This window comes from Amycolatopsis sp. cmx-4-61 (genome assembly GCF_046548775.1).
GTDB lineage: Bacteria > Actinomycetota > Actinomycetes > Mycobacteriales > Pseudonocardiaceae > Amycolatopsis.
This window is the reverse complement of the sequence record NZ_JAEBEI010000001.1, coordinates 1,093,593-1,119,092: the sequence shown is the minus strand read 5'-3', so window position 1 is coordinate 1,119,092 and position 25,500 is coordinate 1,093,593. Positions and strand designations below refer to the sequence as shown.

Annotated in this window: 29 protein-coding genes; 14 read left to right on the top strand and 15 right to left on the bottom strand. The window is 71.4% G+C overall.

Going from position 1 to position 25,500, the window contains the following annotated elements:
• Positions 1-40 precede the first annotated feature (40 nt).
• Positions 41-1,129, top strand: a complete 1,089-nt coding sequence (locus ACLJOU_RS05545; RefSeq protein ID WP_410563747.1) for a HoxN/HupN/NixA family nickel/cobalt transporter — start codon at positions 41-43, stop codon at positions 1,127-1,129.
• On the opposite strand, the gene ACLJOU_RS05540 is transcribed toward ACLJOU_RS05545, so the two are convergent.
• Positions 1,065-2,258 (bottom strand): MFS transporter, encoded by a 1,194-nt coding sequence (locus tag ACLJOU_RS05540; protein WP_410563745.1) that lies wholly within the window; start codon positions 2,256-2,258, stop codon positions 1,065-1,067. The two genes, ACLJOU_RS05545 and ACLJOU_RS05540, sit on opposite strands and share 65 nt — an antisense overlap.
• Before the next feature lie 61 nt (positions 2,259-2,319).
• On the opposite strand from ACLJOU_RS05540, the gene ACLJOU_RS05535 reads away from it, so the two are divergent.
• The gene (locus ACLJOU_RS05535) at positions 2,320-2,625 is read left to right on the top strand and encodes an ArsR/SmtB family transcription factor (RefSeq protein ID WP_410563744.1); all 306 of its coding nucleotides are present in this window, start codon (positions 2,320-2,322) and stop codon (positions 2,623-2,625) included.
• Here ACLJOU_RS05535 and ACLJOU_RS05530 read toward each other — a convergent pair.
• Both ACLJOU_RS05530 and ACLJOU_RS05525 read right to left on the bottom strand, forming a co-directional pair.
• Positions 2,622-3,344 carry an oxidoreductase gene (locus ACLJOU_RS05530; protein WP_410563741.1) on the bottom strand — a complete coding sequence of 241 codons (723 nt, stop codon included), beginning with the start codon at positions 3,342-3,344 and terminating at the stop codon, positions 2,622-2,624. The two genes, ACLJOU_RS05535 and ACLJOU_RS05530, sit on opposite strands and share 4 nt — an antisense overlap.
• Entirely contained in the window at positions 3,337-3,834 is a 498-nt protein-coding gene (locus ACLJOU_RS05525) for a phosphoribosyltransferase (RefSeq protein ID WP_410563738.1), read from the bottom strand. Before ACLJOU_RS05525 ends, ACLJOU_RS05530 begins: the two co-directional genes overlap by 8 nt.
• Positions 3,835-3,946: 112 nt before the next feature.
• On the opposite strand from ACLJOU_RS05525, the gene ACLJOU_RS05520 reads away from it, so the two are divergent.
• The 3 genes from ACLJOU_RS05520 to ACLJOU_RS05510 all read left to right on the top strand — a co-directional run bounded on the left by ACLJOU_RS05520 (position 3,947) and on the right by ACLJOU_RS05510 (position 7,291).
• On the top strand, positions 3,947-4,549 hold the full coding sequence (locus ACLJOU_RS05520) for a GNAT family N-acetyltransferase (RefSeq protein ID WP_410563736.1): 603 nt from the start codon (positions 3,947-3,949) through the stop codon (positions 4,547-4,549).
• A gap of 100 nt (positions 4,550-4,649) precedes the next feature.
• The gene (acs, locus tag ACLJOU_RS05515; protein ID WP_410563734.1) at positions 4,650-6,632 is read left to right on the top strand and encodes an acetate--CoA ligase; all 1,983 of its coding nucleotides are present in this window, start codon (positions 4,650-4,652) and stop codon (positions 6,630-6,632) included.
• A gap of 143 nt (positions 6,633-6,775) precedes the next feature.
• Positions 6,776-7,291, top strand: a complete 516-nt coding sequence (locus ACLJOU_RS05510; protein WP_410563732.1) for a DUF6319 family protein — start codon at positions 6,776-6,778, stop codon at positions 7,289-7,291.
• A gap of 58 nt (positions 7,292-7,349) precedes the next feature.
• On the opposite strand, the gene ACLJOU_RS05505 is transcribed toward ACLJOU_RS05510, so the two are convergent.
• Positions 7,350-7,619 (bottom strand): hypothetical protein, encoded by a 270-nt coding sequence (locus ACLJOU_RS05505; RefSeq protein WP_410563729.1) that lies wholly within the window; start codon positions 7,617-7,619, stop codon positions 7,350-7,352.
• A gap of 19 nt (positions 7,620-7,638) precedes the next feature.
• Positions 7,639-7,992, bottom strand: coding sequence for a cupin domain-containing protein (locus tag ACLJOU_RS05500; RefSeq protein WP_410564742.1), 354 nt, complete (start codon positions 7,990-7,992; stop codon positions 7,639-7,641).
• 118 nt (positions 7,993-8,110) lie between these two features.
• Here ACLJOU_RS05500 and ACLJOU_RS05495 point away from each other — a divergent pair, with 118 nt between their 5' ends.
• The gene (locus ACLJOU_RS05495; RefSeq protein WP_410563726.1) at positions 8,111-8,827 is read left to right on the top strand and encodes a VIT family protein; all 717 of its coding nucleotides are present in this window, start codon (positions 8,111-8,113) and stop codon (positions 8,825-8,827) included.
• Here ACLJOU_RS05495 and ACLJOU_RS05490 read toward each other — a convergent pair.
• Positions 8,824-10,281 carry a peptide MFS transporter gene (locus ACLJOU_RS05490; protein ID WP_410563725.1) on the bottom strand — a complete coding sequence of 486 codons (1,458 nt, stop codon included), beginning with the start codon at positions 10,279-10,281 and terminating at the stop codon, positions 8,824-8,826. The two genes, ACLJOU_RS05495 and ACLJOU_RS05490, sit on opposite strands and share 4 nt — an antisense overlap.
• A gap of 189 nt (positions 10,282-10,470) precedes the next feature.
• Between ACLJOU_RS05490 and nhaA the strand changes: the two genes are divergently transcribed.
• The 3 genes from nhaA to ACLJOU_RS05475 are packed head-to-tail and all read left to right on the top strand — an operon-like array spanning position 10,471 to position 13,186.
• The gene (gene nhaA / locus ACLJOU_RS05485; protein ID WP_410563722.1) at positions 10,471-11,727 is read left to right on the top strand and encodes a Na+/H+ antiporter NhaA; all 1,257 of its coding nucleotides are present in this window, start codon (positions 10,471-10,473) and stop codon (positions 11,725-11,727) included.
• Positions 11,728-11,769: 42 nt separating this feature from the next.
• On the top strand, positions 11,770-12,255 hold the full coding sequence (locus ACLJOU_RS05480; RefSeq protein WP_410563721.1) for a phage holin family protein: 486 nt from the start codon (positions 11,770-11,772) through the stop codon (positions 12,253-12,255).
• 4 nt (positions 12,256-12,259) lie between these two features.
• Positions 12,260-13,186: an alpha/beta fold hydrolase gene (locus ACLJOU_RS05475; RefSeq protein ID WP_410563718.1), complete on the top strand. Its 927-nt coding sequence runs from the start codon at positions 12,260-12,262 to the stop codon at positions 13,184-13,186.
• On the opposite strand, the gene ACLJOU_RS05470 is transcribed toward ACLJOU_RS05475, so the two are convergent.
• Complete coding sequence (locus ACLJOU_RS05470; protein ID WP_410563716.1) at positions 13,173-14,261, bottom strand: FAD-dependent monooxygenase; 1,089 nt, start codon at positions 14,259-14,261, stop codon at positions 13,173-13,175. The genes ACLJOU_RS05475 and ACLJOU_RS05470 overlap by 14 nt on opposite strands.
• A gap of 110 nt (positions 14,262-14,371) precedes the next feature.
• Between ACLJOU_RS05470 and ACLJOU_RS05465 the strand changes: the two genes are divergently transcribed.
• Positions 14,372-15,253 (top strand): GntR family transcriptional regulator, encoded by an 882-nt coding sequence (locus ACLJOU_RS05465; RefSeq protein ID WP_410563714.1) that lies wholly within the window; start codon positions 14,372-14,374, stop codon positions 15,251-15,253.
• On the opposite strand, the gene ACLJOU_RS05460 is transcribed toward ACLJOU_RS05465, so the two are convergent.
• Genes ACLJOU_RS05460 through nth form a run of 4 tightly spaced genes read right to left on the bottom strand, consistent with a single transcriptional unit; the run spans position 15,250 to position 18,407 of the window.
• A complete protein-coding gene (locus ACLJOU_RS05460) occupies positions 15,250-16,434 on the bottom strand; it encodes a MarP family serine protease (protein ID WP_410563711.1) in 1,185 nt (394 codons plus the stop codon). The genes ACLJOU_RS05465 and ACLJOU_RS05460 overlap by 4 nt on opposite strands.
• Positions 16,435-16,438: 4 nt before the next feature.
• On the bottom strand, positions 16,439-17,131 hold the full coding sequence (locus tag ACLJOU_RS05455; protein WP_410563709.1) for an NUDIX hydrolase: 693 nt from the start codon (positions 17,129-17,131) through the stop codon (positions 16,439-16,441).
• A complete protein-coding gene (locus ACLJOU_RS05450) occupies positions 17,128-17,727 on the bottom strand; it encodes a TlpA family protein disulfide reductase (protein ID WP_410563706.1) in 600 nt (199 codons plus the stop codon). The genes ACLJOU_RS05455 and ACLJOU_RS05450 overlap by 4 nt, the downstream gene beginning before the upstream one ends.
• Positions 17,724-18,407, bottom strand: coding sequence for an endonuclease III (gene nth, locus ACLJOU_RS05445; RefSeq protein ID WP_410564740.1), 684 nt, complete (start codon positions 18,405-18,407; stop codon positions 17,724-17,726). The genes ACLJOU_RS05450 and nth overlap by 4 nt, the downstream gene beginning before the upstream one ends.
• Positions 18,408-18,633: 226 nt before the next feature.
• Between nth and ACLJOU_RS05440 the strand changes: the two genes are divergently transcribed.
• From ACLJOU_RS05440 to ACLJOU_RS05425, 4 genes are all read left to right on the top strand, one after another.
• A complete protein-coding gene (locus ACLJOU_RS05440; protein WP_003081722.1) occupies positions 18,634-18,885 on the top strand; it encodes a hypothetical protein in 252 nt (83 codons plus the stop codon).
• 149 nt (positions 18,886-19,034) lie between these two features.
• The gene (locus ACLJOU_RS05435; protein WP_003081747.1) at positions 19,035-19,709 is read left to right on the top strand and encodes a Crp/Fnr family transcriptional regulator; all 675 of its coding nucleotides are present in this window, start codon (positions 19,035-19,037) and stop codon (positions 19,707-19,709) included.
• A 431-nt stretch (positions 19,710-20,140) separates the two neighbouring features.
• Complete coding sequence (locus tag ACLJOU_RS05430) at positions 20,141-21,394, top strand: MFS transporter (RefSeq protein WP_410563704.1); 1,254 nt, start codon at positions 20,141-20,143, stop codon at positions 21,392-21,394.
• Positions 21,395-21,434: 40 nt separating this feature from the next.
• A complete protein-coding gene (locus tag ACLJOU_RS05425; RefSeq protein ID WP_410563701.1) occupies positions 21,435-22,496 on the top strand; it encodes a DNA polymerase III subunit beta in 1,062 nt (353 codons plus the stop codon).
• Here the strand turns inward: ACLJOU_RS05425 and ACLJOU_RS05420 are convergent.
• The 4 genes from ACLJOU_RS05420 to ACLJOU_RS05405 all read right to left on the bottom strand — a co-directional run bounded on the left by ACLJOU_RS05420 (position 22,486) and on the right by ACLJOU_RS05405 (position 25,423).
• Entirely contained in the window at positions 22,486-23,448 is a 963-nt protein-coding gene (locus tag ACLJOU_RS05420) for a hypothetical protein (protein WP_410563700.1), read from the bottom strand. The two genes, ACLJOU_RS05425 and ACLJOU_RS05420, sit on opposite strands and share 11 nt — an antisense overlap.
• A 141-nt stretch (positions 23,449-23,589) precedes the next feature.
• Positions 23,590-23,841: a glutaredoxin family protein gene (locus ACLJOU_RS05415; protein ID WP_364278840.1), complete on the bottom strand. Its 252-nt coding sequence runs from the start codon at positions 23,839-23,841 to the stop codon at positions 23,590-23,592.
• On the bottom strand, positions 23,838-24,608 hold the full coding sequence (locus ACLJOU_RS05410) for an MBL fold metallo-hydrolase (protein WP_410563697.1): 771 nt from the start codon (positions 24,606-24,608) through the stop codon (positions 23,838-23,840). The genes ACLJOU_RS05415 and ACLJOU_RS05410 overlap by 4 nt, the downstream gene beginning before the upstream one ends.
• Positions 24,605-25,423, bottom strand: coding sequence for an NUDIX hydrolase (locus ACLJOU_RS05405; protein ID WP_410563695.1), 819 nt, complete (start codon positions 25,421-25,423; stop codon positions 24,605-24,607). Before ACLJOU_RS05405 ends, ACLJOU_RS05410 begins: the two co-directional genes overlap by 4 nt.
• Positions 25,424-25,500: the final 77 nt, after the last annotated feature.

Sequence of the window (25,500 nt, the reverse complement as noted above, 5' to 3'; positions counted from 1 at the left end):
TCACCTGTCTAACCTCTCAGATGAGGAAGGGCGGGTGGCCATGGCGGACACGACGGAGGGCTCGTGGCGCGGGCTGACGCGCCGCGAGTGGGTCTCGATCGGCGGGATGGCCGGGTTCATCCTGCTGCTCAACGTCGTGGGCTGGGTGGTGCTGGCGGCCTTCGTCGTCCCCCGGCACTACGCGCTGGGCACGTCCGGCGTGTTCGGGATCGGGCTGGGCGTCACGGCGTTTACGCTCGGCATGCGGCACGCGTTCGACGCCGACCACATCGCGGCGATCGACAACACCACCCGCAAGCTGATGGGCGACGGCCAGCGGCCGCTTTCGGTCGGCTTCTGGTTCTCCCTCGGGCACTCGACGATCGTGTTCGTGCTGTGCCTGCTGCTCTCCCTCGGCGTCCGGGCGCTGGCCGGGCAGGTCGAGAATGGCTCGTCGGCGCTGCACCAGGCCGCCGGCGTGATCGGGACGTCCGTCTCCGGGGCGTTCCTGTACGTGATCGCGATCCTGAACCTGGTCGTGCTCGTCGGGATCCTGCGCGTGTTCCGGCGGATGCGCCGCGGCGAATTCGACGAAGCCGCGCTCGAACGCCAGCTGGACAACCGCGGCGTGCTGAACCGGCTGCTGCGTGGCGCGACGAAGGCCGTGCGCAAGCCGTGGCACATCTACCCGGTCGGGCTGCTGTTCGGCCTCGGCTTCGACACCGCGACCGAGATCGGGCTGCTCGTGCTGGCCGCGGGCGCGGCGACGTTCGCGCTGCCGTGGTACGCGATCCTGGTGCTGCCGATCCTGTTCGCGGCCGGGATGAGCCTGTTCGACACCGTGGACGGCTGCTTCATGAACTTCGCCTACGGCTGGGCGTTCGCGAAGCCGGTGCGCAAGATCTTCTACAACATCACGGTGACGGCGCTGTCGGTCGCGGTCGCGCTGCTCATCGGGACCATCGAGCTCGTGTCGATCCTCGCCGAGAAGCTGGCCATCACGAGCGGGCCGCTGGCCGCGATCGCCTCGGTCAACCTCGATTACGTCGGCTTCGGAATCGTCGGGCTGTTCGTGCTGACGTGGGTCATCGCACTGGCGGTGTGGCGGTTCGGGCGGATCGAAGAGAAGTGGTCGGCGAAGCTCTCCTGACCGCGACGCCCAGCGCCGCGAGCCCGGCCAGTGCGCCGGCCGGACCGACCCAGGCCGGCCCGGCGGCCGCGAGCACGAGGCCGCCCAGCGCCGAGCCGAGTGCGCCGCCGACGTAGATCGCCGAGCCGTTCATCCCCAGCGCGACGGTCGGGGCGTCCGGCGCGAGCGTGAAGAGCCGGTGCTGCTGCGGCACCATCAGCATGCCGACGAAGACACCGGAGAAGAGCGCGAGCAGCATCGCGCCGGGCAGCGACCGCACGGCGAGGTCCAGGACGGCGAGCACGGCGGCGGTGCCGCCGAGCGAAACGGCGAGAACGCGGGCCGGCCCGAAGCGGTCGGTGGCCCGGCCGGTGACCGTCGTCCCGATCACCTGGCCGAGCCCGGACCCGACCAGCACCCACGACAGCACCGCCCCGCTCGCGACCGGTGCGACCAGCACGGGCAGGTAGACGAAGACGGTGAAGCCGGCAAGGGTGCCGAAGACCGTTACGAGCAGCACCCGGGCGACCGGGCGCCGGACGACGACCTCGAGCCGCGCGCGCAGCCCGGCCGCGGGCACGCGGACCTCGGGGATGAGCGGGATCAGCACCGCGACGAGCACGGCGGCCGCCCCGATCCCCCACATCACCGCCCGCCAGCCGAACCAGGTGCCCGCCAGCACGCCGATCGGCACCCCGAGCACCATCGACACGCTCATCCCGGCGGCGACGGTCGCGAGCGCGCGGCCCCGGCGTTCCGCGGAGGAGAGGGCGCCGGCCAGGACGTAGGCGTTGGACTGGAAGGCGGCCGCGCCGACCGCGGCGAGCAGCCGCGCTACGGCGACCACGGCGAACGACGTGCCGAGCGCCTGGCCCGCCATGCCGGCGGTGAACAGGACCATGCCGCCGGCCAGCAGCCACCGGCGGTCCCAGCCGCCGGTGAACGCGGCGATGAGCGGGGACGCGATCGCGTACGTCAGGGCGAAGACCGTGGTCAGCTGGCCCGCGGCGGACTCCGTCACGTGCAGGTCGGCGGCGATGGCGGGCAGCAGGCCGTTGAGCACGAACCCGTCGGTGCCGACGGTGAACGTGCCCACCGCGAGGACGAGCAGGACCCCCAGCCGATCATTAGATGATCGTCGAATCGTCATACGGTCATGATGGAGCTACACTTCGATTGTTGTCAAACGATCCAAGTGTTGGGAGGCCATGGTGGCCAGGACGCTGCCCCAGCCGTCGTGCGACGCGATCGAGATCGTGACGGTGCTGCAGGCGCTCGCCGATCCCGTGCGTCTCGAGATCGTCCGCGAACTGTCGCAGGAAACCGAGCCGCGCAGCTGCGCGCTCGAGGAGTACGACGTCGACATCAGCGCCGCGACACTTTCGCACCACTGGCGCGTGCTACGCGAAGCCGGTTTGACGACGACGACCGTGGAAGGCCGGCGGCGGTGGATCGTGCTGCGGCGCGACGATCTGCAGAAGCGGTTCCCCGGCCTGTTGGACGCCGTGCTCGCCTAGGAAGCCGCGTCCGAAATACTCTTCGCCTCGCGCGCGCCGGCTTCGAACGCTTCGCAGCAGAAGAGCAGCCACGCGCGGACGCCCTCGGGCGTTCCGCTCGCGAAGCCTTCGGCCGCTTCGAGATAGCGAGGCACCCGGCGGAAGAACGCCACTTCGGGCACGCTCAACGACTTCGGGTCGAGGCCCGTGGCGACCATCGTCAGCCGGGCGGCCGCCCGGGCCACGACGCCGTCCGCGCTGCCGAACGGCTTGAGCGCCAGCAGTTCCCCGTGCACGACCGCCGTCAGCACCGGGCCCGGCACCGACGTCGCTCCGGTCACCAGCTGGGCGAGCAGCTCGAGACGGCCGCCGCCGGAGTGCGGGCGCCCCAGGGCGTCCAGGTCATCGACCAGGTCCGCGGCGGCGAGGACGTGCAGGCGCGCCAACGCCTGCAGCGGCGCGCGGCGCCACGTCGGCAGCAGCGACTCCAGCGTTTCCGCGACGCGCAGGGCGCCGGCCAGCACCGGGTCGGCGACCGCGCCATCGGCGGGCAGCTCGGGGTTCGCGCCCTCGATGCCCGCCGACGCGCGGGCCGCGCGGACCGACGCTTCGGCCGCTGTCGCCGCGCCGCCGCGCAGGTTCGCCGGGAGGCGGTGGACGGCGAAGACCGCGTCCTGAGCGGACTTCGCCGCCGCGGCGACGCCTTCGAGGTCGAGGAGGGGCTTCAGCGGATCAGGCATCGAGCACCTGGCCTTCGCGGGAGACCACGGGCGGCAGGACCGACCACGGGAAGTTGATCCACTTGTCCGTGTGGCGCCAGACGTACTCGCACTTCACCGTCGAGTGCGGTTTCTCGTAGACGACGGCCGAGCGCACCTCGGCGACGTGCTCGAGGCAGAAGTCGCGGACCAGCTTGAGCGTGGCGCCGGTGTCGGCGACGTCGTCGGCGATCAGCACCTTCTTGCTCGTCAGGTCGACGACGTTGGGCACCGGCGGGAGCATCACCGGCAGGTCGAGGCGCTGGTCGACGCCGGTGTAGAACTCGACGTTCATCACGTGCAGGTTCTTCACGTCGAGCGCGTAGCCGAGCGCTCCGGCGACGAAAAGGCCGCCGCGCGCGATGGAGAGGATGAGGTCCGGCGCGAAGCCGTCGCCGGCGATGGTGTGCGCCAGTTCACGGCTGGCCGTGCCGAACAGCTCCCAGCTCAGCTCTTCCCGCTCTTCGGCCATCGAGCCTGCCCTTCGTCGTGGTCGTCCGAGCATAGGCAACCCGCAAGTGGCCTCTGGAAATGATCAAAAATTGGCTATCCTGAGCAGCCACTGACCGCCCTACGGTGAGCGCGTGAGCGACTGGACCACGCAACCGACCCTCTCCGGCGAGCACGTCCGCCTGGAGCCGCTGACCCCCGAGCACGCCAAGGGGCTGCTGGAGGCCGGCGCCGACCCGGGCATCTGGGCGTGGCTGAGCATCCGTCAGCCGGGGGATCTTCCCGCCGCCGAGCGCATGGTCGAACAGGCGCTCGCCGACCCCGACCGCCGCCCGTTCGCGCAGATCGACGTCGCCTCCGGCCGCGTCGCCGGGACGACGTCGTACTACCAGGTCGTCGAGCAGCACCGGATCCTGTCCATCGGGCACACGTGGATCGGCGCGGACTGGCAGCGCACCGGGCTCAACACCGAGTCGAAGCTGCTCCTGCTGACGCACGCGTTCGAAACCCTTGGCGCGCAACGGGTCGCGTGGGAGACGGACATCCGCAACCTCCGGTCGCAACGCGCCATCGAACGACTTGGCGCGCTTCGCGAAGGCATCCTGCGAGCACACCGGATCCGGCCGGACGGGTCGTCGCGCGACACCGTCCTGTATTCGATGCTCGCGCCGGAGTGGCCCGCCGCGAAGGCCCGGCTGAACGAACGCTCAGTCACCGGGGCTCGCCTGCCGCGGTGAAACGAACGGGCCACGTGGGTGCAACCTTTTACAAGGCGGACTAACGTCGCTAGCGTGCCGCTAGCCGTCGGATCGGCGCACTACAGGAGGCCTTGCAACCATGACCGAGCAGTCCCCCGCCCTGGACAACCTGCTCACCGAGAGCCGCACCTTCCCGCCCAGCGAAGAATTCGCTGCTCAGGCCAATGCCAAGGCCGATCTGTACGCCGAGGCGGATGCCGACCGCGAAGCGTTCTGGGCCAAGCAGGCGGAGCGGCTCACGTGGGACACGAAGTGGACCACGGTACTGGACTGGACCAATGCGCCCTTCGCGAAGTGGTTCGTCGGCGGCAAGCTGAACGTCGCCTACAACTGCGTCGACCGGCACGTCGAGTCCGGCCACGGCGACCAGGTCGCGATCCACTGGGTCGGCGAGCCGGGTGACACGCGGGACATCACCTACGCCGAGCTGAAGACCGAGGTTTCCAAGGCCGCCAACGCACTCGCGTCACTGGGGGTCACCGCGGGCGACGTCGTGGCGATCCAGCTGCAGATGGTCCCCGAGGCCATCTTCGCGATGCTCGCGTGCGCTCGGATCGGCGCGCTGCACAACGTCGTCTTCGGCGGCTTCTCCCCGACGGCGCTGCGGGCCCGCGTCGACGACGCCGCCGCGAAGGTCGTCATCACCTCCGACGGCCAGTTCCGCCGCGGCAAGGCCGCGCCGATGAAGGCCAACGTCGACGAAGCGCTCGAAGGCGCCGAAACCGTCGAGAAGGTCATCGTCGTGAAGCGCACGGGCGACCAGCTCGAGGGTGAAGTGCCGTGGACGGATTCGCGGGACATCTGGTGGCACGACCTCGTCGACGGACAGTCCGAAGAGCACACTCCCGAAGCGTTCGACAGCGAGCACCCGCTGTTCATCCTGTACACGTCCGGGACGACCGGGAAGCCGAAGGGCATTCTCCACACGTCGGGCGGCTACCTGACGCAGACCGCGTACACGCACCACAACGTCTTCGACCACAAGGCCGGCGAAGACGTCTACTGGTGCACCGCGGACATCGGCTGGATCACCGGCCACAGCTACATCGTCTACGGCCCGCTCGCGAACCGCGTCACGCAGGTCGTCTACGAGGGCACGCCGAACACCCCGCACGAGGGGCGGCACTGGGAGATCATCCAGAAGTACAAGGTCTCCATCTACTACACGGCGCCGACGCTGATCCGCACGTTCATGAAGTGGGGCGCGGAAATCCCCGAGAAGTACGACCTGTCGTCGCTGCGCGTGCTGGGTTCGGTCGGCGAGCCGATCAACCCCGAGGCGTGGATCTGGTACCGCGAGAACATCGGCGCGGGCAAGGCCCCGGTCGTCGACACGTGGTGGCAGACCGAGACCGGCGCGATCATGATCTCGCCGCTGCCGGGCGTCACCGCCGCGAAGCCGGGCTCGGCGCAGAAGGCGCTGCCGGGCATCTCGGCGAAGGTCGTCGACGACCAGGCCAACGAGGTCGGCCCGGGCGGTGGCGGGTACCTGGTGCTCGACAAGCCGTGGCCGTCGATGCTGCGGGGCGTCTGGGGCGACGAGGAGCGGTTCAAGGACACGTACTGGTCGCGCTTCAAGGAACAGGGCTTCTACTTCGCCGGCGACGGCGCGAAGTACGACAACGACGGTGACGTCTGGCTGCTGGGCCGCGTCGACGACGTGATGAACGTGTCCGGCCACCGCATCTCGACGACCGAGGTCGAGTCGGCGCTCGTGTCGCACCCGACGGTGGCCGAGGCCGCGGTCGTCGGCGCGACCGACCCGACGACCGGCCAGGGCATCGTGGCGTTCGTGATCCTGCGCGGCAACGCGGTGGACGGGGGCGAGGAGGCCATCCAGGCGCTGCGCAACCACGTCGCGAAGGAGATCGGGCCGATCGCGAAGCCGCGGCAGATCATAGTGGTGCCGGAGCTGCCGAAGACGCGCTCGGGCAAGATCATGCGCCGCCTGCTGCGGGACGTCGCGGAGAACCGGCAGGTCGGGGACGTCACCACGCTGGCCGACTCGTCGGTGATGGACCTGATCTCGTCGGGCCTGAAGTCGGGCAAGTCCGAGGAGTGAGCTAGCGTCTCCCGGAGTCAGAGCCCTTCCGGCTTCGCGCCGGGAGGGCTCTGTCATGACACCCCGTGTGGCACGAGTCGAACGCATGTTCTACGCTGTGCCGCGAACCACACCCACTTCCCGGGCAAGGAGACGACACGACGATGACCGTGGATGTCCTGACGCACGACGAGGAAACGGCCGAGGCCCCGGTTTCCGCTCCGGCTTCGACCCCGGAGGTTTCGGCTTCGGAGGTTTCGGCTTCGAAGGATTCCACCGACGAGGCGGCCGTCACCGAGTCCGCGTCCCCGGCCTCTTCGGAGGGCTCCCCCGAGCCCGCCGAGGAAGAGGCCCCCAAGCCGAAGCGCGGCCGCCCGAAGGGTGCGGCGACGGCGTCGACGGCGAAGAAGACCCGCACGGTCGAGCTGATCCTGACGGTCACCGGCACCGCCGACGGCGAGTGGCAGGCCGAGCTGAAGAACGGCTCGAAGTGGGTCGCGAAGGGCCTCGAGATCCCCGCCGCGGCGGTCTCGCGCGCGGCGAAGGAGCTGCACAGCGACCTCTCCGGCCCGATCGACGAGGTGATCAACCAGGCCCGCGAGGCGCAGGCCGCGAAGGTCGCCGCGCTGGAGGCCGAGCTCGAGAAGGCCAAGCAGGCCCTGGCCGAACTGGACGCCTGAGCTTCATTCCGGGAAACGCCCGGTTCCGCTTCGAGCGGGGCCGGGCGTTTCCGCTCTTTCAGGGCTTCAGCCGCGCCTCGAAGTCGGCCAGCCAGGCCTGGAAGTCGAGCGGCCCGTACAGGAACTTGCCCGGCCCGGTGAGCATGTCGGCGCCCCACAGGTTCTGCAGCGCCTCCCAGACCAATTCGTCCTGGACCTCGCCTGCTTCTTCGGTGATCCACGGGCCGGCCCAATCGGATGCTTCGCCGGGGGTCAGCGTCCCCGCGACGAGGTCTTGGAGTTGCTTCCGCACCTCGCCACGGGTGGGCTCCGGACCGTCGAGCTGCACTTTCGGCTCCTTCGAGCGCTCAGGCGATGGGTGGGCGGGCCGGGAGCGGGGACTTGAACTCCACCCACATCGCGTCCGTCAACGCCGTCACGTGGTGGGGCACTCCGCGGGGGTGCACCACCGAATTCCCGGGCTCGAGGACGGCCTCCACGCCGTCGACCGCGCCGCGCAGGCGGCCCGACAGGACGTAGACGATCGAGTCGTGGTCGTGGGCGTGGGTCGGGGAGGCCACTCCGGCGGGGTAGTGGATCACGTACGCCAGTCCGCTCGCCGCCTGCTCCAGCAGCCGGAACCGGCCCTCGCCGCCGAGCAGCGGCAGTCCCTCGACCGTCGTCAGCGGCTGCCACACCTGCTCTTCCATGCCGACCATCATCACCCACGGCACCTGAGAGTCCACACAGGACCACTTAGGTAAGGCAGCCGTTATTTAGGCGTCCCTGACCGAAAACCCTGGTCTCGCCACGATTCCGCTTCCGTGTTTCACTTGTCCGGTGACCGATACGGCCGTTGAGCACGCGCACGAACCGCACCAGGGACTGGGCGGGAAGCTGAACTGGCTGCGGGCCGGGGTGCTCGGGGCCAACGACGGCATCGTGTCGGTCGCCGGCATCGTCGTCGGCGTCGCCGGGGCGACCACGGAAAACACCACCATCCTGACCGCGGGGATCGCCGGGCTCGTCGCCGGTGCCTTTTCCATGGCCGGCGGGGAATACGTCTCCGTGAGCACCCAGCGCGACACCGAACAGGCCTTGCTCCGGCTCGAAAAGCAGGAGCTCAAGACCATGCCGGAGGCCGAGGAGCGCGAACTCGCCGAGATCTACGAGGCGAAGGGCCTGTCGCCGGACCTGGCCACCCGGGTCGCGCGCGAACTGACCGAAAAGGACGCCCTGCAGGCGCACGCGGAGGCCGAGCTCGGCATCGACCCCGGCAACCTCACCAGCCCGTGGCAGGCCGCGTGGGCGTCGCTGGTCGCGTTCTCGGTCGGCGCGCTGCTGCCGATCCTGTCCATCGCCTGGGCCGGCGTCTCCCTGCGGGTGTGGGCGTGCGCGGCCGCGGTCGTCGTCGGCCTCACGCTGACCGGGTGGATCAGCGCGAGGCTCGGCGACGCGAACGTGGGGCGCGCGATCGTCCGCAACGTCGGCGTCGGCGCCCTCACGATGGTGGTGACCTACTTCGTCGGGGTGATCTTCGGGGTCACCGTCGGTTAGTGCACGCCCTTCATCAGCTTGCGGATGAAGGGGATGCCCAGGAACAGCAGCACGCCGACCGCGACCGCGACTCCGCCGACCGTGCCGAAGTACGGCGCTTCGTCGTCGACGGAGTAGTACTCGGCGAGCTTGCCGGACATCGCGGTGCCGAACGAGACCGACAGGAAGTTCAGCGCCACCATCTGCGTCGGGAACGCCGCCGGCGCGAGTTTCGTCGACAGCGACAGCCCCACCGGTGACAGGCACAGCTCGGCCATCGTGAAGACGAAGAGGATGCCCACCAGGGCCAGCAGCGGGCTCGCGTTCCTGCCGCTGCCCACCATGGGCAGGAACAGCAGGAACGCCACGCCCATCAGCACCGTGCCGATGACGAACTTCATCGGCGTCGACGGCTGGCGCTCACCCAGCTTGGTCCACAGCGCGGCCAGCAGCGGCGCGAACACGATGATGAACACCGGGTTGACCGAGTTGACCCAGGACACCGGCATCTGCCAGCCGAACAGGTCCCGGTTCAGCCGCTGGTCGGCGTACACCGTCACCACGGTGAACTGCTGCTGGTACAGCGAGAAGAACACCGCGCTGGCGATCCACATCGGGATGAACGAAAACACCCGGCTGCGCTCGTCCGCGGTGATCTTGCGGCTGACCAGGATGATCACGAAGTAGACCACCGAGATGACGCCGACCACCCAGACGACGACGTCGGCGAGGTTGCCGGGGTTGACGACCCCGGTCAGCAGCAGGACGAGCACGACGGCGACCAGCACCAGCGCGACACCGACGGCGAGCAGCCGCCGGGACGCGGGCAGCGGGTCGGGCACCGCCTTCGCCCGCTCGCCGAGGTTCTTGCGGCCGAGCGTGTACTGCACCAGGCCGAGGGCCATGCCGATCGCGGCCAGGCCGAAGCCCAGGTGGAAGCCGACGTCCTGCTGCGCCCACCCGGTCAGCAGCGGGCCGACGAACGCACCGAGGTTGACGCCCATGTAGAAGATCGTGAAACCGGCGTCGCGCCGCTCGTCGCCTTCGGCGTAGAGGGTGCCGACGATCGCGGTCGCGTTGGCCTTGAGCCCGCCGGAGCCGACCGCGACGCAGGCGAGGCCGACGCCCACGCCGGCGAAGCCCGGCAGCACCGCCAGGCTGATGTGGCCGATCATGATCAGCACGGCGCTGTAGAACAGGGTCCGCTCGGAGCCCAGGAGCCGGTCGGCGACCCAGGCACCGGCCACGGCGAACAGGTACACCAGCCCGCCGTACGCGCCGACGATGCCGAGGGCGTCTTCCTGCGGCAGGCCGAGACCGCCGTCGGCCGCGGTCCGGTAGAGGTAGAGCGCGAGGATGCCGAGCATTCCGTAGTAGGAAAACCGCTCCCACAACTCGACCCCGAAGAGGTTCGCCAGTCCTCGTGGGTGCCCGAAGAACCTCGTGTCCTGCTGGACCTCGGTTGAGGTGCTCACAACTCGTCTTCCTTTGTCTAGGGACTTCGTTGTCGGTTGGCATGCTAGGAGCCCAGCCGGTGACCCACCACCGACACCCCGTGTGGCGGCCGTCATGACAATGCGTGACAAAGAACGGGTAAACTGCCCGAGAGGTGCGCCGGGAAGTCTGGTCGGCAACAGTGATCAGCGACCCCTGGAGCCGCCCCGATGACCCGCCCGTTCAGCGAATTCGCCCGTTACCTGCGCACCGAGACGACCGGTGGGCTCATCCTGCTCGGCGCGACCGCGATCGCGCTGCTCTGGGCCAACTCGCCGCTGCGGGACAGCTACCACGCTCTGCGTGACTTCCGGCTCGGCCCGGAGTTCCTGCACCTGAGCCTGACGGTCGGCGACTGGGCCAAGGACGGCCTCCTCGCCCTGTTCTTCTTCGTCGCCGGGCTGGAGCTGAAGCGCGAACTCGTCATCGGCGAGCTGTCCCGGTTCAAGCAGGCCGTCCTGCCGGTCGTCGCGGCGATCGGCGGCATGGTCGTGCCCGCGCTCGTCGCCCTCGCCGTCGGCTGGGGGACGCCGGGCATCGAGCGGGCCTGGGCGATCCCGGTCGCCACGGACATCGCGTTCGCCCTCGGTGTACTGGCGCTGACGGCGTCGAACCTGCCCTCGAGCGCCCGGGTGTTCCTGCTTTCCCTGGCCGTGGTGGACGACCTCGGCGCGATCATCGTGATCGCCCTGCTGTTCACGACCGGGTTCGACCTGGTCGCGGTGGCCGTCGCCGTCGCCGCGCTCGCCCTCTACGCGTTCCTCCAGCACCGCCGCGTCCGGACGCCGTGGCTGTACGTCCCCTTGGCGCTGGTCACCTGGGTCGCGGTGCACTCGGCGGGCATCCACGCCACGATCGCCGGCGTCGCGCTGGGCCTGCTCACCCGCGTCCGCGCCGACGAAGGCGAGGCGGAGGCGCCCGCCCTGCGACTGGAGCACCGGCTCCAGCCGTGGTCGGCGGCCGTCGCCGTGCCGGTGTTCGCGTTGTTCGCGGCCGGGATTTCGGTGAACGCCGACGCGCTCGGCGCGGTGTTCACGACGGCGTTGCCGCTCGCGGTGCTCGCCGGGCTGCTCGGCGGCAAGGTCGTGGGCATCCTCGGAGCCAGCCTGCTCGCGGTGAAGCTGCGGGTGGCGGAGAAGCCGCGCGGGATGGGCTGGCGGGACATGGCCGCGTTGTCCGTGCTGGGCGGGGTCGGGTTCACCGTGAGCCTGCTGATCGCGGAGCTGTCGCTGCCCGAAGGTCAGAGCGAACTGGCCAAGGCCGCGGTGCTGATCGCGTCGGCGACGGCGTCGCTGCTGGCGGCGGCCTTGCTACTCCGTCGTAGCAAGGTTCACGCGCAAATGTCCGACACTGTGTCTTCTGGGGCCGAGCCCCAGACCCCAGCCGGGGGCAAGCCCCCTGGACCCCCGAACCCCGACACGCGGTGACTCCGCCGCGCCCGGTTTCGAGACACATGGCACGATGACCCGGTGAGCAGCCCCAAGCACGAGCGCACCGGTCCCGACGGCGTGGGGGCCGTGCCTTACCTCCCGCTGTCCTCCGCCGCCGACGTTCCCGGCGACCAGTCCATCGGCCGCCTGGTCGGCGACGCGACCCAGCACATCTCCACCCTGGTCAGGGCCGAGATGGAGCTGGCGAAGTCCGAGCTGGTCGGCGAGGTGAAGAAGGGCCTCAAGGGCGCCGTCTTCTTCCTGATCGCGCTGACGGTCTTCCTGTACAGCACGTTCTTCCTGTTCTTCTTCGCGGCCGAGGGGCTGGCCGAGTGGCTGCGGTACCGCTGGCTCGCGTTCGGCATCGTGTTCGTCCTGATGCTGCTCGTCGCGGGCGCGGCCGGGTTCCTCGGCTACCGCAAGGTGAAGAAGTTCAAGGCACCGGAACGGACCATCGCCAGCGTCAAGGAGACCGCCGCCGCGCTCAAGCCGCAGCGCGCTCCCGAAGCCGGCCCGCGCGACTGAGTCGTTGCACGCGTCCCCCGACCCGTCGATCGTCCGGCTCGACGGCCCGTGGGTCCACCGCGACGTGTCCGCGAACGGCATCCGCCTGCACGTCGCCGAGCTGGGCGACGGTCCCGTCGTGGTGCTGCTGCACGGGTTCGCCGAATTCTGGTGGACGTGGCACCACCAGCTGCGGGCCCTGGCCGGCGCCGGGTTCCGGGCCGTCGCCGTCGACCTGCGCGGCTACGGCGACTCCGACAAGCCGCCCCGCGGCTACGACGCGTGGACCCTCGCCGGTGACGTCGGCGGGCTGATCAAGTCGCTCGGGGCGCGGCGCGCGCACCTGGTCGGACACGCCTGGGGCGGCATGCTGGCCTGGACGGTCGCGTCGCTGCACCCGCGGCTGGTGTCCTCGATGTCGGCGATCGGCGCGGCCCACCCGCTCGCCCTGCGCTCGGGCGCGGCCCGCCCGTGGCGCGGCCAGGGCCGCGCGGCCGGGCACCTCTTCCGCTTCCAGGTGCCGATGGCACCGGAGAAGTGGCTCGTGAAGGACGACGCCCAGGCCGTCGCGGACCTCTTCGGCGGCTGGGCCGGCCGCCGCTGGCGGTCCACATCGGACTTCACCGGCAGCGTCGAGGCGTTCCGGCAGGCGATGCTCGTGCCGGGGGTCGCGCACAGCGCGCTCGAGTACTACCGGTGGGCGTTCCGCGCGCAGTTCCGCGGCGAAGGCCGCCGGTTCACCGACGCCGTCGGCTCCCGGATCACGGCGCCGACGCTGCAGCTGCACGGCGCCGAAGACACCTGCATCCTGCCCGAAACCGCGACGTCGTCGACCCAGTGGGCGGGCCCGCACGCCGAGCCGGAGATCTGGCCGGACGTCGGGCACTTCCCCCACCTCGAGGAGCCGGACCGCACGTCGGCGACCCTGGTGGACTTCCTCAAGCAAGGCTGATGGCGTTCTTCGCCCGCTCCACCGACTCCTCCGCCGCCGGTCCTTCGGCGTTCTCGGTGGCCAGCGCCTGGTTCAGCGCGACGAAGGGCCGCATCCGGCGTTCGTAGGCCGCGAAGGCCTCCTCGTGCCCGGCGCGGCCGAGTTCCTGCGCGAGGACATACGCGCCGACCAACGCCAGGCTCGTCCCCTGGCCGGACAGCGCCGACGCGCAGTAGCCGGCGTCGCCGACCAGCACCACCCGGCCCGCCGACCAGCGGTCCAGGTGGATCTGGGCCATCGCGTCGAAGTAGAAGACGTCGGCGGCCGCCATCGCTTCGAGCAGCTTCGGCACCTCCCAGCCCACCCCGGCGAGCCGCTCAGCGATCAGTCGCTTCTGCTCCGGGACGGTCATCCGCGGCAGCGGTTCCGAGCCGAAGCCGAGGGTCACGCGGAGTTCGGTGTTGTCCCGCACCGGGTAGACGGCGCCGCCGGTGTGCTCGTGCCGGAACCAGACCTGCCAGTCCTCGAGGCCGAGGAAGTTGGCCGCCGGGAAGATCGCCAGGTACTGCCCCAGGTGCCGGATGCAGTCCTCCTCCGGGCCGAAGGCCAGCCGCCGCACCGCCGAGTGCAGGCCGTCGGCCCCGACGACCAGGTCGAACGTCCGGGCCTCCCCGCCGGAGAACCCGACCCGCACGCCCTGCGGCTCTTCGGTCAGGGCCGTGATCGAGTCGCCGAAGACGTACTCGACGCCGGACGCTTCGAGCAGCATGGCGACGACGTCGTCACGCAGCAGCTCGATGTCGGCGCTGTCGAGCCGTCCGCTGCTGTAGGTGTGTTCCTCCGACCGGTACAGCTCGTTCCCCGTCCCGTCCACCACGGACATCCCGCGCATCCGGGTCCGCAGCGTGCGCATCCGGTCGCCGAGGCCCAGCTCGTCGACGACGTCGAGGGCGACCCCGCGCACGTCGATCGCCTGGCCGCCGGTGCGCGGCCCGGGTGCGCGCTCCACCACGGTCACCGCCCAGCCGTCGCGGGCCAGGAAGCGGGCCAGTGCGCCGCCGGCGACACCGGCGCCGGAGATCAGGACGTTCCGCATGGTTTCCTCCGAGAGTCGTACGCTTGTACGCTCGATCATGGAGAACAGCCAGTTCCAGAGCCATTTCCGTACTAGTACAGATGGTGTTCTGTCCTAGGTCAGGAGCCGACGTGAAGTACGTGGCCATCGCCGACGAACTGCGGGAGCGGATCACGCGCGGCGAGCTGCCGCCGGGCGCGCGGGTGCCCTCGACCCGGCGGCTCGCGGCCGACCACGGCGTCGCGATGGCCACCGCGGCGAAGGCGCTGGCCCAGCTGAGCCACGAAGGGCTCGTGCGCGCGGAGCCGCGGTCCGGCACGGTCGTCGCCGACCGGGACCGCCGCGGCGGGCACCGCGGGCTGACCCGCGACCGGCTCGTGCGGACGGCCATCGCCATCGCGGACGCCGAGGGCCTCGGCGCGCTGTCCATGCGCGGGGTCGCGGCCCGCCTCGGAGTCGCGGCGATGGCGCCGTACCGGTACGTGCGGGGCAAGGACGAGCTGGTGCTGCTCATGGCCGACACCGCGTTCGGCGAGCTCGGCTACCCGGCGGAGCCGTCGGGCGACTGGCGCGAACGGCTGACGCTCGCCGGCCGCACGCTCTGGTCGCTCTTCCGCCGGCACCCGTGGCTGGCCCAGCTGGGGCCGATCACCCGACCGCTGCCGCTGCGCAACCTCGCGGTGCACGGCGAGTGGGCCCTGTCGGCGCTGGCCGAACTGGGCGTCGACGCCGCCACGCTGTGCGACCTGCACGTCGTGTTCTTCAGCCACGTCCAGGGCCTGGCCGTCCACCTGGAACGTGAGCAGAGCGCGCTGGCGTCCTCCGGGCTGACCGAGGACGGCTGGATGGACCACCAGGGCCCCGCGGTCGCCGCCATGGCCGCCGGGCACCCGACGTTCGCCAAGATGCTCGCCGACCTCACCGAAACCGGCTACGACCTGGTGCTGGACGACATCTTCGAGTCGGGCACGCGCGCCCTGCTCGACGGCCTCGCGCTGCGGTACGGACGCTAGGCCGCGCAGGAGCCGGTGGACACGTTCGCCGTCTGCGACGGCGCCGCGTCGACCTCGGCGCGCACCTGCTCGGCGGTGAGCGTGAACCCCGTTTCCGGGTCCTCCACCGCCGCGCCGAAGACGACGCCGATGACCTTGCCGTCCGGGGTCACCATCGGGCCGCCGGAGTTGCCGCTGCGGATCTCGGCGCGGACCGTGAAGACGTCACGCTGCACGGTGTTGGCCTCGTAGATGTCCGGGCCCCGCAGGTTGATCCGGCCGCGCACGCGCGCCGGCGTCGCCCGGTACGGGCCGTCGAGGGGGTAGCCCAGCACGATCGCGCTGTCGCCCGCGCCCGCGGTCTCCGGGGCGAACGACAGCGGCTCGGCCCGCAGCCGGGGCACCGCGAGCACCGCGATGTCGACCTCCGGGTCGAAGTAGACGACGCGGGCCGGGTAGTCACCCTGGGTCGTCTCGATGCCGACGGTGTCGGTGCCCGCGACGACGTGCGCGTTCGTCATCACCCGCTGCGGGGCGATCACGAACCCGCTGCCTTCCAGCGAGCGGGAGCACGAACTGGCGGTGCCGCGGATCTTGACCACGCTGCCGTGCAGCTGCTGGACCGTCGCGCTGCTCTGCAGCTTGGGGTCCGGCGGCGAGGTGTCCGCCGTCGGCGCCTTCTGGAACGGGTCCACGATGGACGGGAAGCCGGACGCGTCGAGCAGCTTGCGCAGCTGGCTCGGGAAGCCCTGGGCGGCCTCCGGCATCGTGTCGTTGACCTTGCCGAGCACCACCGAGCCGTTGATCGCCTTGGCCAGCCCGGGCAGACCGGACACGGTCGTCAGCGGCGTGGCGATCAGCCAGGCCACCACGAACACGACCACGGCCTGCACCACCGCGCCGAGCGTCTTGTCGATGCCCGAGAGCCTGTCCGGGTTGATCTTCTGCCGCAGCCGCCGGCCGACGTAGACGCCGATCGCCTCGCCGAAGGCGACCAGGAAGACCACGGTGGCCACCGCGAACGCGACCTTCCAGACGGGGTCGTCGAAGAAGGCGACGACGACCGGCGCGAGCTTGATCCCGGCGACCGCGCCGAGGATCACACCGACGAGCGACGGCAGCGCGATGATCACGCCCTGGTATGCGCCGGACACCGCCGCCAGCAGCGCCAGCAGGAGCACCAGCACGTCGACCCAGTTCACGGCGTCACTCCTTCACCCGGGCATCGAACGCGGCCATCGCCTCGTCGAGGTCGCGGACGTCACCCGAGTCCCATTCGCGCTCCCAGCCTCCCAGGCCGAGGAGGACCGACAGCAACCCGGCGGTGAACCCCCACACGAACAGGCCGCCGACCTCGAAGGCAGGTCCCTTCCACGGCGCACCCTTCTTCTGCACCATGAACCGGTTGGCCGGGTCGACCAGGTCGGCGACGGCAACGCGCGCGACCGACGCCGTCTCGGCCGGGTCGACCGCGTGCACCGGTGACGGCTCCGCCCAGTGCGCCAGCACCGGCGTCACGGCGAACCCGGACACCGGGACGAACAGCTCCGGCAGCACCGCGACCGGCCGGACACCGGACGGGACCACGCCGGTCTCCTCCTCGGCCTCGCGCAGCGCGGTGCCGATCGGGCCGCCGTCGCCGTCTTCGGCGCCGCCGCCCGGGAAGGCGACCTGCCCGGCGTGCGAGCCCAGCGTGTCGGCGCGGCGCTGCAGGAGCACGTCCGGCTCGCCGTCGGCCTCACGCTCACCGAAGAGGACGAGGACGGCGGCCGGGCGCGTGTAAGCGTTCTCGGGCGGGCTGAACCGGGTGAACGTCTTCGAATCGACCTCGCCGCTCACCTTGACCAGCGGCCGGAGCCACTCGGGCACCGACTCGGGTTCGACAAGTGGTCCGATCACGATGCCCCCTCGACTGCCGCGCGCACCTGATCAGTGTTCACGAAGGTGGGTGGATTCGCGATGAACCGGATCTCGCCGGCCGCGGTGACGAGGTAGGACGCGGGGAGCCTCGGCGGCACCTTCAGCGCGGTCCGGACCGGACCGGTCTGCCCGTTGCCGTCGTAGACCGACGGCAGGTGCACGCCCAGCTTCGCCAGCAGGTCCAGGCCGTCCTTCGCCGGGCTCTGCACCTGGACGCCGAGGACCCGCACGGCGCCCGGCTGCTTCGCGTACTCCTGGAGCACGGGCAGCTCGGTCCGGCACGGCTCGCACCACGACGCCCACACGTTGACCAGCACCGGAGCCCCCGCGAGGGCCTTGCCGACGTCGACGCGCACGCCGTCGCCGAGGCAGTCCGCCGTGACGCCTTCGAGCTGCTTCACCGGCTGCGCCGCGCCCGGCGCCGGGCACGGCTGGAGCGCCGCCGCGGACCGGGCGGCCCCCAGGTCACCGACCGGCTTCGCGGCGGAGTCGTCACCCCCGCGCGGCAGCAACGCGACGATCAACGCCCCCACCAGCACGGCGGCGGCGACGGCCCACTTGGTGACGCTTGTCACCGGGGCGCCGCCAGCGCCAGGATGTGGTCCTTTTCCTCGCCTTTGACCAGCTTCGCGGCTTCCTCGAACCCGGTCGGGCCGGTGCCGTACGACGGGCAGTCCTTGGCCAGCGGGCAGGCGCCGCAGGCCGGCTTCTTGGCGTGGCAGACGCGGCGGCCGTGGAAGATCACCCGGTGGGAGAGCATCGTCCACTCCTTGCGGAGGATCAGCTCGCCGACCGCGAACTCGACCTTGACCGGGTCCTCCTCCGCCGTCCAGCCCCAGCGCCGGACCAGGCGGCCGAAGTGCGTGTCGACGGTGATGCCCGGGACGTCGAAGGCGTTGCCGAGGACGACGTTGGCCGTCTTGCGGCCGACGCCGGGCAGGGTGACCAGGTCTTCGAGCTTGCCCGGGACCTCGCCGCCGAAGCGCTCGACCAGCGCCGCGCCGAGGCCCATGACGGAGTTCGCCTTGGCCCGGTAGAAGCCGGTGCTCCGGAGGTACTCCTCCAGCTCGGCGCGGTCGGCGCCCGCGTAGTCGGCGGCGGTCCGGTAGCGCTTGAACAGCGCGGGGGTGACGAGGTTCACCCGGACGTCGGTGGTCTGTGCGGACAGCACGACCGCGACCAGCAGTTCCAGCGGCGTGGTGAAGTCGAGCTCGCAGTGGGCGCCCGGATACACGTCGTCGAGGCAACGCTTCATCCGCCTGGCGCGTCTCACCAGAGCCAATCGGCTTTCACCAGCGCCCTCACGGGGGGCGTTCGTGGTGGCAGGTGGCACCCCGATAGCCTACGGGCGCCGTCGGACGAGCCGGTGACTGCACCGGTGGACGACCGACACGCCAGAGCACCACCTCGGCGCGTTTTCCGGCCGCCATGAGCGAGGATCTGGAGTAGATGCTTTCCATCGAGTGTTTCGGGGTCCGGTCATGACCGTCTGGTTCGTCATCCTGGTCCCCCTGGTGATCATGTTCTTCGCGCTGGGCATGGAGCGCGTCGAGAGCAGGCTGAAGCACGTCGCGGTGCAGGAGAACGAGGTCGAAGAGTTCCTCGAGCAGGCGCAGCCCAACGAGGTCAGGGCGCTCTACGGGCACGGGATCGGGCGTGCGCTGGAGCTTTTCCGGTTGCGTAGGCTGGGCGGACGGGCAGCCAGGCTACGCGCGCGTCGCGTGCGGAGTTAGGCTCCACGTTCGAACGAGATCGTTTCGCCGGGCCGCGCGTCCGACGGGCGATCTCGGGAGTACGCCCTAGACTGACGCGCAAGTGATCGGCGTCACGCTCCTCCAGCCCCGGGGGAGCGCGCACGTTTCTCGACGAGGAGGCACCCGAGGTGGACGAAACCCTGGCCCGTGCGGGCATTTTCCAGGGTGTGGAGCCGGCAGCGGCGGAGGCGCTGGCCCAGACCTTGGAATCCGTGGAGTTCCCCCGCGGCCATGTCATCTTCAACGAGGGCGAGCCCGGCGACAAGCTGTACATCATCCAGTCCGGCAAGGTGAAGATCGGCCGCAAGTCCCCGGACGGCCGCGAGAACCTGCTGGGCATCTTCGGCCCGTCCGACATGTTCGGCGAGCTGTCCATCTTCGACCCCGGCCCCCGGACGTCGAGCGCGACCACGGTCACCGAGGTCCGCGCGGTCACCATGGACCGCCCGGCCCTGCGCCAGTGGATCTCGACCCGCCCGGAGATCGCCGAGCAGCTGCTGCGCGTGGTCGCGCGCCGCCTGCGCCGGACGAACAACATGGTCGCGGAACTGATCTTCACCGACGTCCCGGGCCGCGTGGCGCGGGCGCTGCTGCAGCTCGCGCAGCGGTTCGGCAGCCAGGAGGCGGGCCTGCTGCGGGTCACGCACGACCTGACGCAGGAAGAGATCGCCCAGTACGTCGGCGCGTCGCGCGAGACGGTCAACAAGGCGCTGGCCGACTTCGCCCACCGCGGCTGGCTGCGGCTCGAGGGCAAGAGCGTGCTGATCCTGGACCCGGAGCGGCTGGCCCGCCGGGCCCGCTGAGTACCCGGATCTCTCACGAAGAAGGCCCCTCGAGTTGCCGAGGGGCCTTCTTCGTGTCTTGATGGTCCATGACAAAGAGCCGGGCGCCACCCCCGACGTGGCGCACCGGCTCTTCGTTGTCGCGCGGACCATCCCCCGACGATCCGCGCTCCCCGCCCTCCGGGCCAGGCCCCGACCCGTGTGCCGGAGGGAGCTGGGTTTTTCTGTGCTGTTGTTCAACCATCACGGCCCATACCCACGAATTCAAGGCCATTCACTCTCAAGGACGCTGTCCGGGACGTTTCGTTGCAGGATTCCACGGAGAATATCGTCAGTGTTACCCGATCGAGACCGGTCGTCCCCACTTCAAGATCCACTCCCGGTGCGGCGGTGACGCACGTGACCGGTAAATAACTGGTACTGACGTACCAGTCTGCGGCATACTTGTACGCGTGTCCCAGTCTGTCTCGAACCACGAAAGCCGCACGTCCCTCGCCGACTACCGCACCGCGCTGACGACCCGCGCCGCCCGGCGGCCCGCTGTCGCGTCCGTGCTCGCGCGCCTGCCGATCGCGATGATCGGCATCTCGGCCCTGCTCTACGTCCAGCGCGAGACGGGTTCCTTCGCCGTCGCGGGGCTCGTGTCGGCCGGTTCGCTCGTCGGGGTGTCGGTGGGTGCGGTCGTGCAGGGCAGGCTGATCGACCGGTTCGGGCCGACACGGCCGCTGCTCGTCGTCTCGGTCCTGCTCGCGCTGGCGATGAGTGCGCTGGTGACGGCCATCGAGTCGCACGCCGCGACGGCCGCGCTCGTCGCGCTGGGCGCCCTCACCGGGCTGTCCGAGCCGATGGTCGGGTCGGCGTCGCGGGCGCTGTGGGGACGGCTGCTGCCGCCGGGAGGCGCGCGCAACGCCGCGTTCTCCTACGAGGCGATCAGCATGGAGGTCTTCTTCATCCTCGGCCCGGGCGTGGCCGGGCTGCTGGTCATGGCGCCGTGGGCGGGGACCGGCCTGGTGCTGGGCGTCGCGCTGCAGGTCACCGGCGCGGTCCTGTTCGCGCTGAGCCCGGCCGTGCGGCAGTGGGGGCCGTCCGCCGGTTCGCAGGGGTCGCTACTGGGCGCACTGGCGAGCCCGGGCATGCGCACGCTGGCCATCGCCGCGCTGGGCTTCGGCGTGGTGATCGGGTTCGTCGAGGTGGCCGTGCCGGCGGCCGCCACCGAAGCGGGCCACGCGTCCGTCGGTGGCCTGCTGCTGTCGGCGTGGTCGCTGAGCTCGGTCGCCTTCGGCGTCGCCTACAGCCTGCGGCCGTGGCCCCGGCAGCTGGGCCTGCGGCTGCCGGTCCTGCTCGGCGGGTTCGGCGCGCTGGTCGCGCTGCTCGCGTGGCCGTCGTCGCTGTGGGGCCTGGCCCTGATGATGCTGCTGGCGGGCGCGTTGATCACCCCGCAGTCCACCGCCCACTCGACCACGATCGAGGTCGTCGCGCCCTCCGGGACGGCGGCGGAGGCGTTCGGCTGGGTGCTCACCGCCGTGACGCTGGGGCTGGCGGCCGGCCAGTCGATCAGCGGGTACGTCGTCGAGCACGCCGGCCCGGGTGCGGCGTTCCTGGCGGCGAGCGTCGCCGGGCTGGCGCTCGCGGCGGTCGTGTGGCTCCTGCGCGGCACGGTCCGCTCGGCGCAGCCCGCTCCGGCTCCTTCGCTGGTCAACGCGTAGTCCGGCGGTTTTTGTCGGTGCCTGCCGCTAGCTTGCGGGGATGGACGTCACCGCGCCTGCCCACCGCCTCTCGGCGGCCGTTTCCGCCGCGTCGCGCCTGCTGCCGGCCCGCGCCGGGCTCCGCCTGGCGGCCGGCGCGGCGGGGCTGACCGTCGCCGGGAGCGACCCGGACCTCGCCGTCCGGTTCGGCTGCCCGGCGACCACGCACACCGACGGCTCGGTCGTCGTCCCCGCGGCCCCGCTGGCGGAGACGCTGAAGGTGCTCGACACGGAACTGGTGCGCCTGGTCGTCGAAGGCACGCGGCTGGCGTTGCGGCTGGACAACGCCCGGTTCGCGCTGCCCCTGCTGCCGGAGTCCGCCGTCCCGCCGGAGGCGCCGGCCCGAGTGTCCGAAGTGGACGGAGCAGCGTTCGCGTCGGCGTTGCGGATCGTCGCGGGCACGGCGGCGAAGGACGACCCGCTGCCGCTGTTCACCGGCGTCCGGCTGCAGGCGGACGGCGCCCGGCTGACGCTGACGGCGTCCGACCGCTACCGGATGGCGGTGGCCCGGCTGCCGCTGGTTTCCCCGGGCGACCTGGACGTCCTGGTGCCGGCGGCGCTGCTGTCGGAAGCGGCCCGGCAGGCCCGCGGCCGGGTCGGCCTGCACGTGGGGCGGGGCCGGTTCGGGGTGAGCTGGGCGGGTGGCCTGGTCGCGACGGCGGTGCTCGACGCCGGCTTCCTGTCGGCGGAGTCGATCCCGGCGGGCACGGTGGACACGACGGTGTCCGTGGACGCGGACGCACTGGCGGCCGCGGTCCGCCGCGTGGGCGTGTACGCGGAGGACAGGCGGGTGCTCACCCTGGAGGTCGGTGACGCCCAGGTCCGCCTGGCCAGCGCCCGCCAGGACACGGGCGAGGCGGAGGAAGTGCTGAAGGCGGACGTCGGCGGCGGCCGGACGTCGCCGTCGTTCCAGGCGCGGTACCTGCTCGACGCGCTGGCGGCCTTCGCGGGCGAGCGGGTGGTGCTGTCGATCCAGCCGGGGATGCGGGCGTGCATCCTGCGGGCGGCCGAGCCCGGGGAGGTGGAGCTGACGTACTACCTGATGCCCATGCTCAGCCGATGAGCTCGGACAGGTCACGGAGGACGACGTCGGCCGCCGGCCCGGCGGTGAACTGGCCGACGGTCAGCACGGCACTGCCGAAGCGGTCCTCGTAGGCCTGCCGCAGGCGCGGTGACGAGCGGCCGAGCGCCCACGCGACCGTCGACGTGCTGGTGTGCAGGTACTCGATGGGCCGGGAGCCGAGCACGTACAGCTCGGCACGGCGATCCCCGCGTTCGAGGACGAGGCTGACCAGGTCGGCGACGAGCAGGCGCTTGCGCAACGTGTCGCAGCCCTTCCACTGGGCGGCTTTGAACTCGGCCACGCGGCGGTCGGTCTCGAGGTCGAACCTGCGGCTGCCGTCGTTCCCGGAGGCCAGCGACGGGCGCCGGACGATGCGTTCGCCGGGCTCGAGGATCTTCGGCAGCGCCCGGACGATCATCGCGGCGTGGATGAGGTCGTTGACGTGGCCGGCGTGCTGCCGCACGAGCAGCGCGCCGTGGAGCAGGTCCCGGGTGAGGCCTTCGGGGGCCACCCGCTCCTGGACGGTCTCGCTGTCGGCGCCCTCCAGGCGGTCTTCCAGGCGGCTCACCCGGCTGGTGAGGTCCTCCTCGCCGAAGAACTCGTGCAGGTCGATGAACGACTTGATCGCCGAGCCGAGGTCGGTCTTGCTCGGCGACGGCTCGGCGGCCGGTCCGGCGGCGGCCGGTCCGGCGGGCTCGTAGGGCAGCGGGCTCGTCTCGAAGCCGAGCCGCCGGAGCTGCCGGATCGCGTAGTGCGAGATGAAGTCGGTCCGCGGCACCCCGACGGCACGTTCGAAGATCTGCCTCGGCGGCCACCGCTGCTCCCCGACCGCCACCCAGTGCGTGCGGATCGGCTCGGGGCCGCCCAGCCCCGCCGCGCGCAGGACCTGGGTCCGGCTCAAGCGGTGCTGCTCGCCGTTGAGGATGAAGTCGATCGCACGCTCGTCGTCCATAGGCTCTGAGTCGCCCGGACACCTTCGCGCGCTACAGCGTCCGGGTGATCGGCGTGGCCGTCACCCCGGACCGCCACCGGCCCCAGCCGAGTCGACAAGCCGGCCGGAGCGTCGTGGACCGGCCCCGCGCGGTGGACGCGATCAGGCCGATGCGGCCTTGACCGCCGCCTCGACCTCGGCGAACGACGGGTTCACCATCGCCTTCGAGCCGACGATCACCGTCGGGACGGTCTCGTTGCCGTTCGCGACCTCGCGCACCCGCGCGGCCGCCGCCGGGTCCTCCCAGATGTTGATCGCGCGGACGTTGAAGCCGCTCTTCGACAGCGGCCGCTCCAGCGCGGCGCAGAACCCGCACCCCGGCCGCCAGTAGAACTCGACCTCGACGTTGCTCATCCGTTCTCCTCCGACCGCAAGTAGTCCAGCTGCGCCTGCACGCTCCACTCGGCGGGCGCCCAGAGCGCCCGGTCGACGTCGGCGTACACGACTTCGACGACCTGGCGCGGGGTGGCGTCCGCCCCGAGCTTCTTCAAGGCCGAACGCACCTGGTCGAGCCGCTGTTCCCGGTGAGCAAGGTACTCGCGCGCGGTCGCGGGCAGATCGGGGAGCTCCGGACCGTGGCCCGGGAGGCCGGCCGTCCCGGCCGGGAGCTCGATCAGCTTCCGCAGCGACCGCAGGTAGTCGCCGAGGTCGTGCAGCACCGTCGTGCCGCGGCCGAGGATCGTGTCGCCGGTCAGCACCTGGCCGTCGAGGACCAGCGACACGGAGTCGCCGGTGTGGCCCGGCGTGTGCAGCACGCGGATGGCCAGGCCGCCCGCCTCGACCACCTCACCGTCCACAACGGACGAAGCGCCGAGGCACAGCGCGGGGTCGAACGCCCGGACCGGCGCGCCGGTGCGCTCGGCGAACCAGGGCGCGCCCTCGGCGTGGTCGGGGTGGTGGTGCGTGAGCAGGACGAGCTCCACCTCGCCGACCCCGGCCAGCCGCTCGAGGTGCTCGAGGTCGCGGTAGCCCGGGTCGACGACGACGGCCGGGCTCGACGGCGTCGCCCGCAGCACCCAGCTGTTGGTGCCTTCGAGCGTCATCGACGACGGGTTGTTCTCCAGCAGCACCGAAGCGGTCTCGGACACCTGGCGCAGCACGCCGTAGGCCGGGGCGGTCATCGCTGCTCCAGGACGACTCGGACGTGGCCGTTCTCGCGCACCAGCGTCGGTGCGATCCGGACGATCTCTCGCGGCGCGGCCAGCACGTCGTCGGCGGTGGCGAACTCCGCCAGCTCGCTCAGCGTCAGCCACGTCGGCGGCATCAGCATCCGGCGGCCTTCGCGCGCGTCGGCGATGGCTTCTTCGGGACGCTGCCAGCCGGAGCTCGACGCCTCCGACGTCGCCCCGTCGGCTTCCTGGCCTTCGGGCAGCTTCGCGACGTAGAACCGGGTGTCGTACCGGCGCGGCTCCTGCTCGGGCGTGATCCAGTGCGCCCACGGGCGCAGCAGGTCGGCCCGCAGCGTCAGGCCGGCGTCGGCGAGGAACCCGGCCAGCGACACCTCGCGCGTCTCCAGGGCCTGGCGGGCGGCCGCGTACGGCGTGACGTCGGTGAGCACCGCGTCCGCGCCGCCCGCGAGCAGCACGCCGGACTCCTCGAACGTCTCGCGCACGGCCGCGCAGGTCAGCGCCCGCGCGAGGGCTTCGTCGCAGCCGAACCGCGCGGCCCACCACGACGGCTCGGGCCCGGCCCACGCCACCGACGTGTCGGCGTCGCGCCGGTCGACCCCGCCGCCGGGGAAGACGGTCATCCCGCCCGCGAACGGCATGCCCTTGACCCGGTGCTGGAGGAAGACCTCGACGCCGTCGGCGCCGTCCCGGACCAGGATGACGGTGGCCGCGTCCTTCGGCGTCGCCGGCGGGCCGTCGGCGTTCGCGCGGGTGGCGACCCCGGCGCCGACCGGGATGTCGAAGACGAACTCCTTTGGCTGCTCCACCCGGGCAACATACCTCCGGTACCCGACGTCCCGTCGCGCAGTTGTGGCACGCCGGACACGGAAAAGGCGGCACCTCC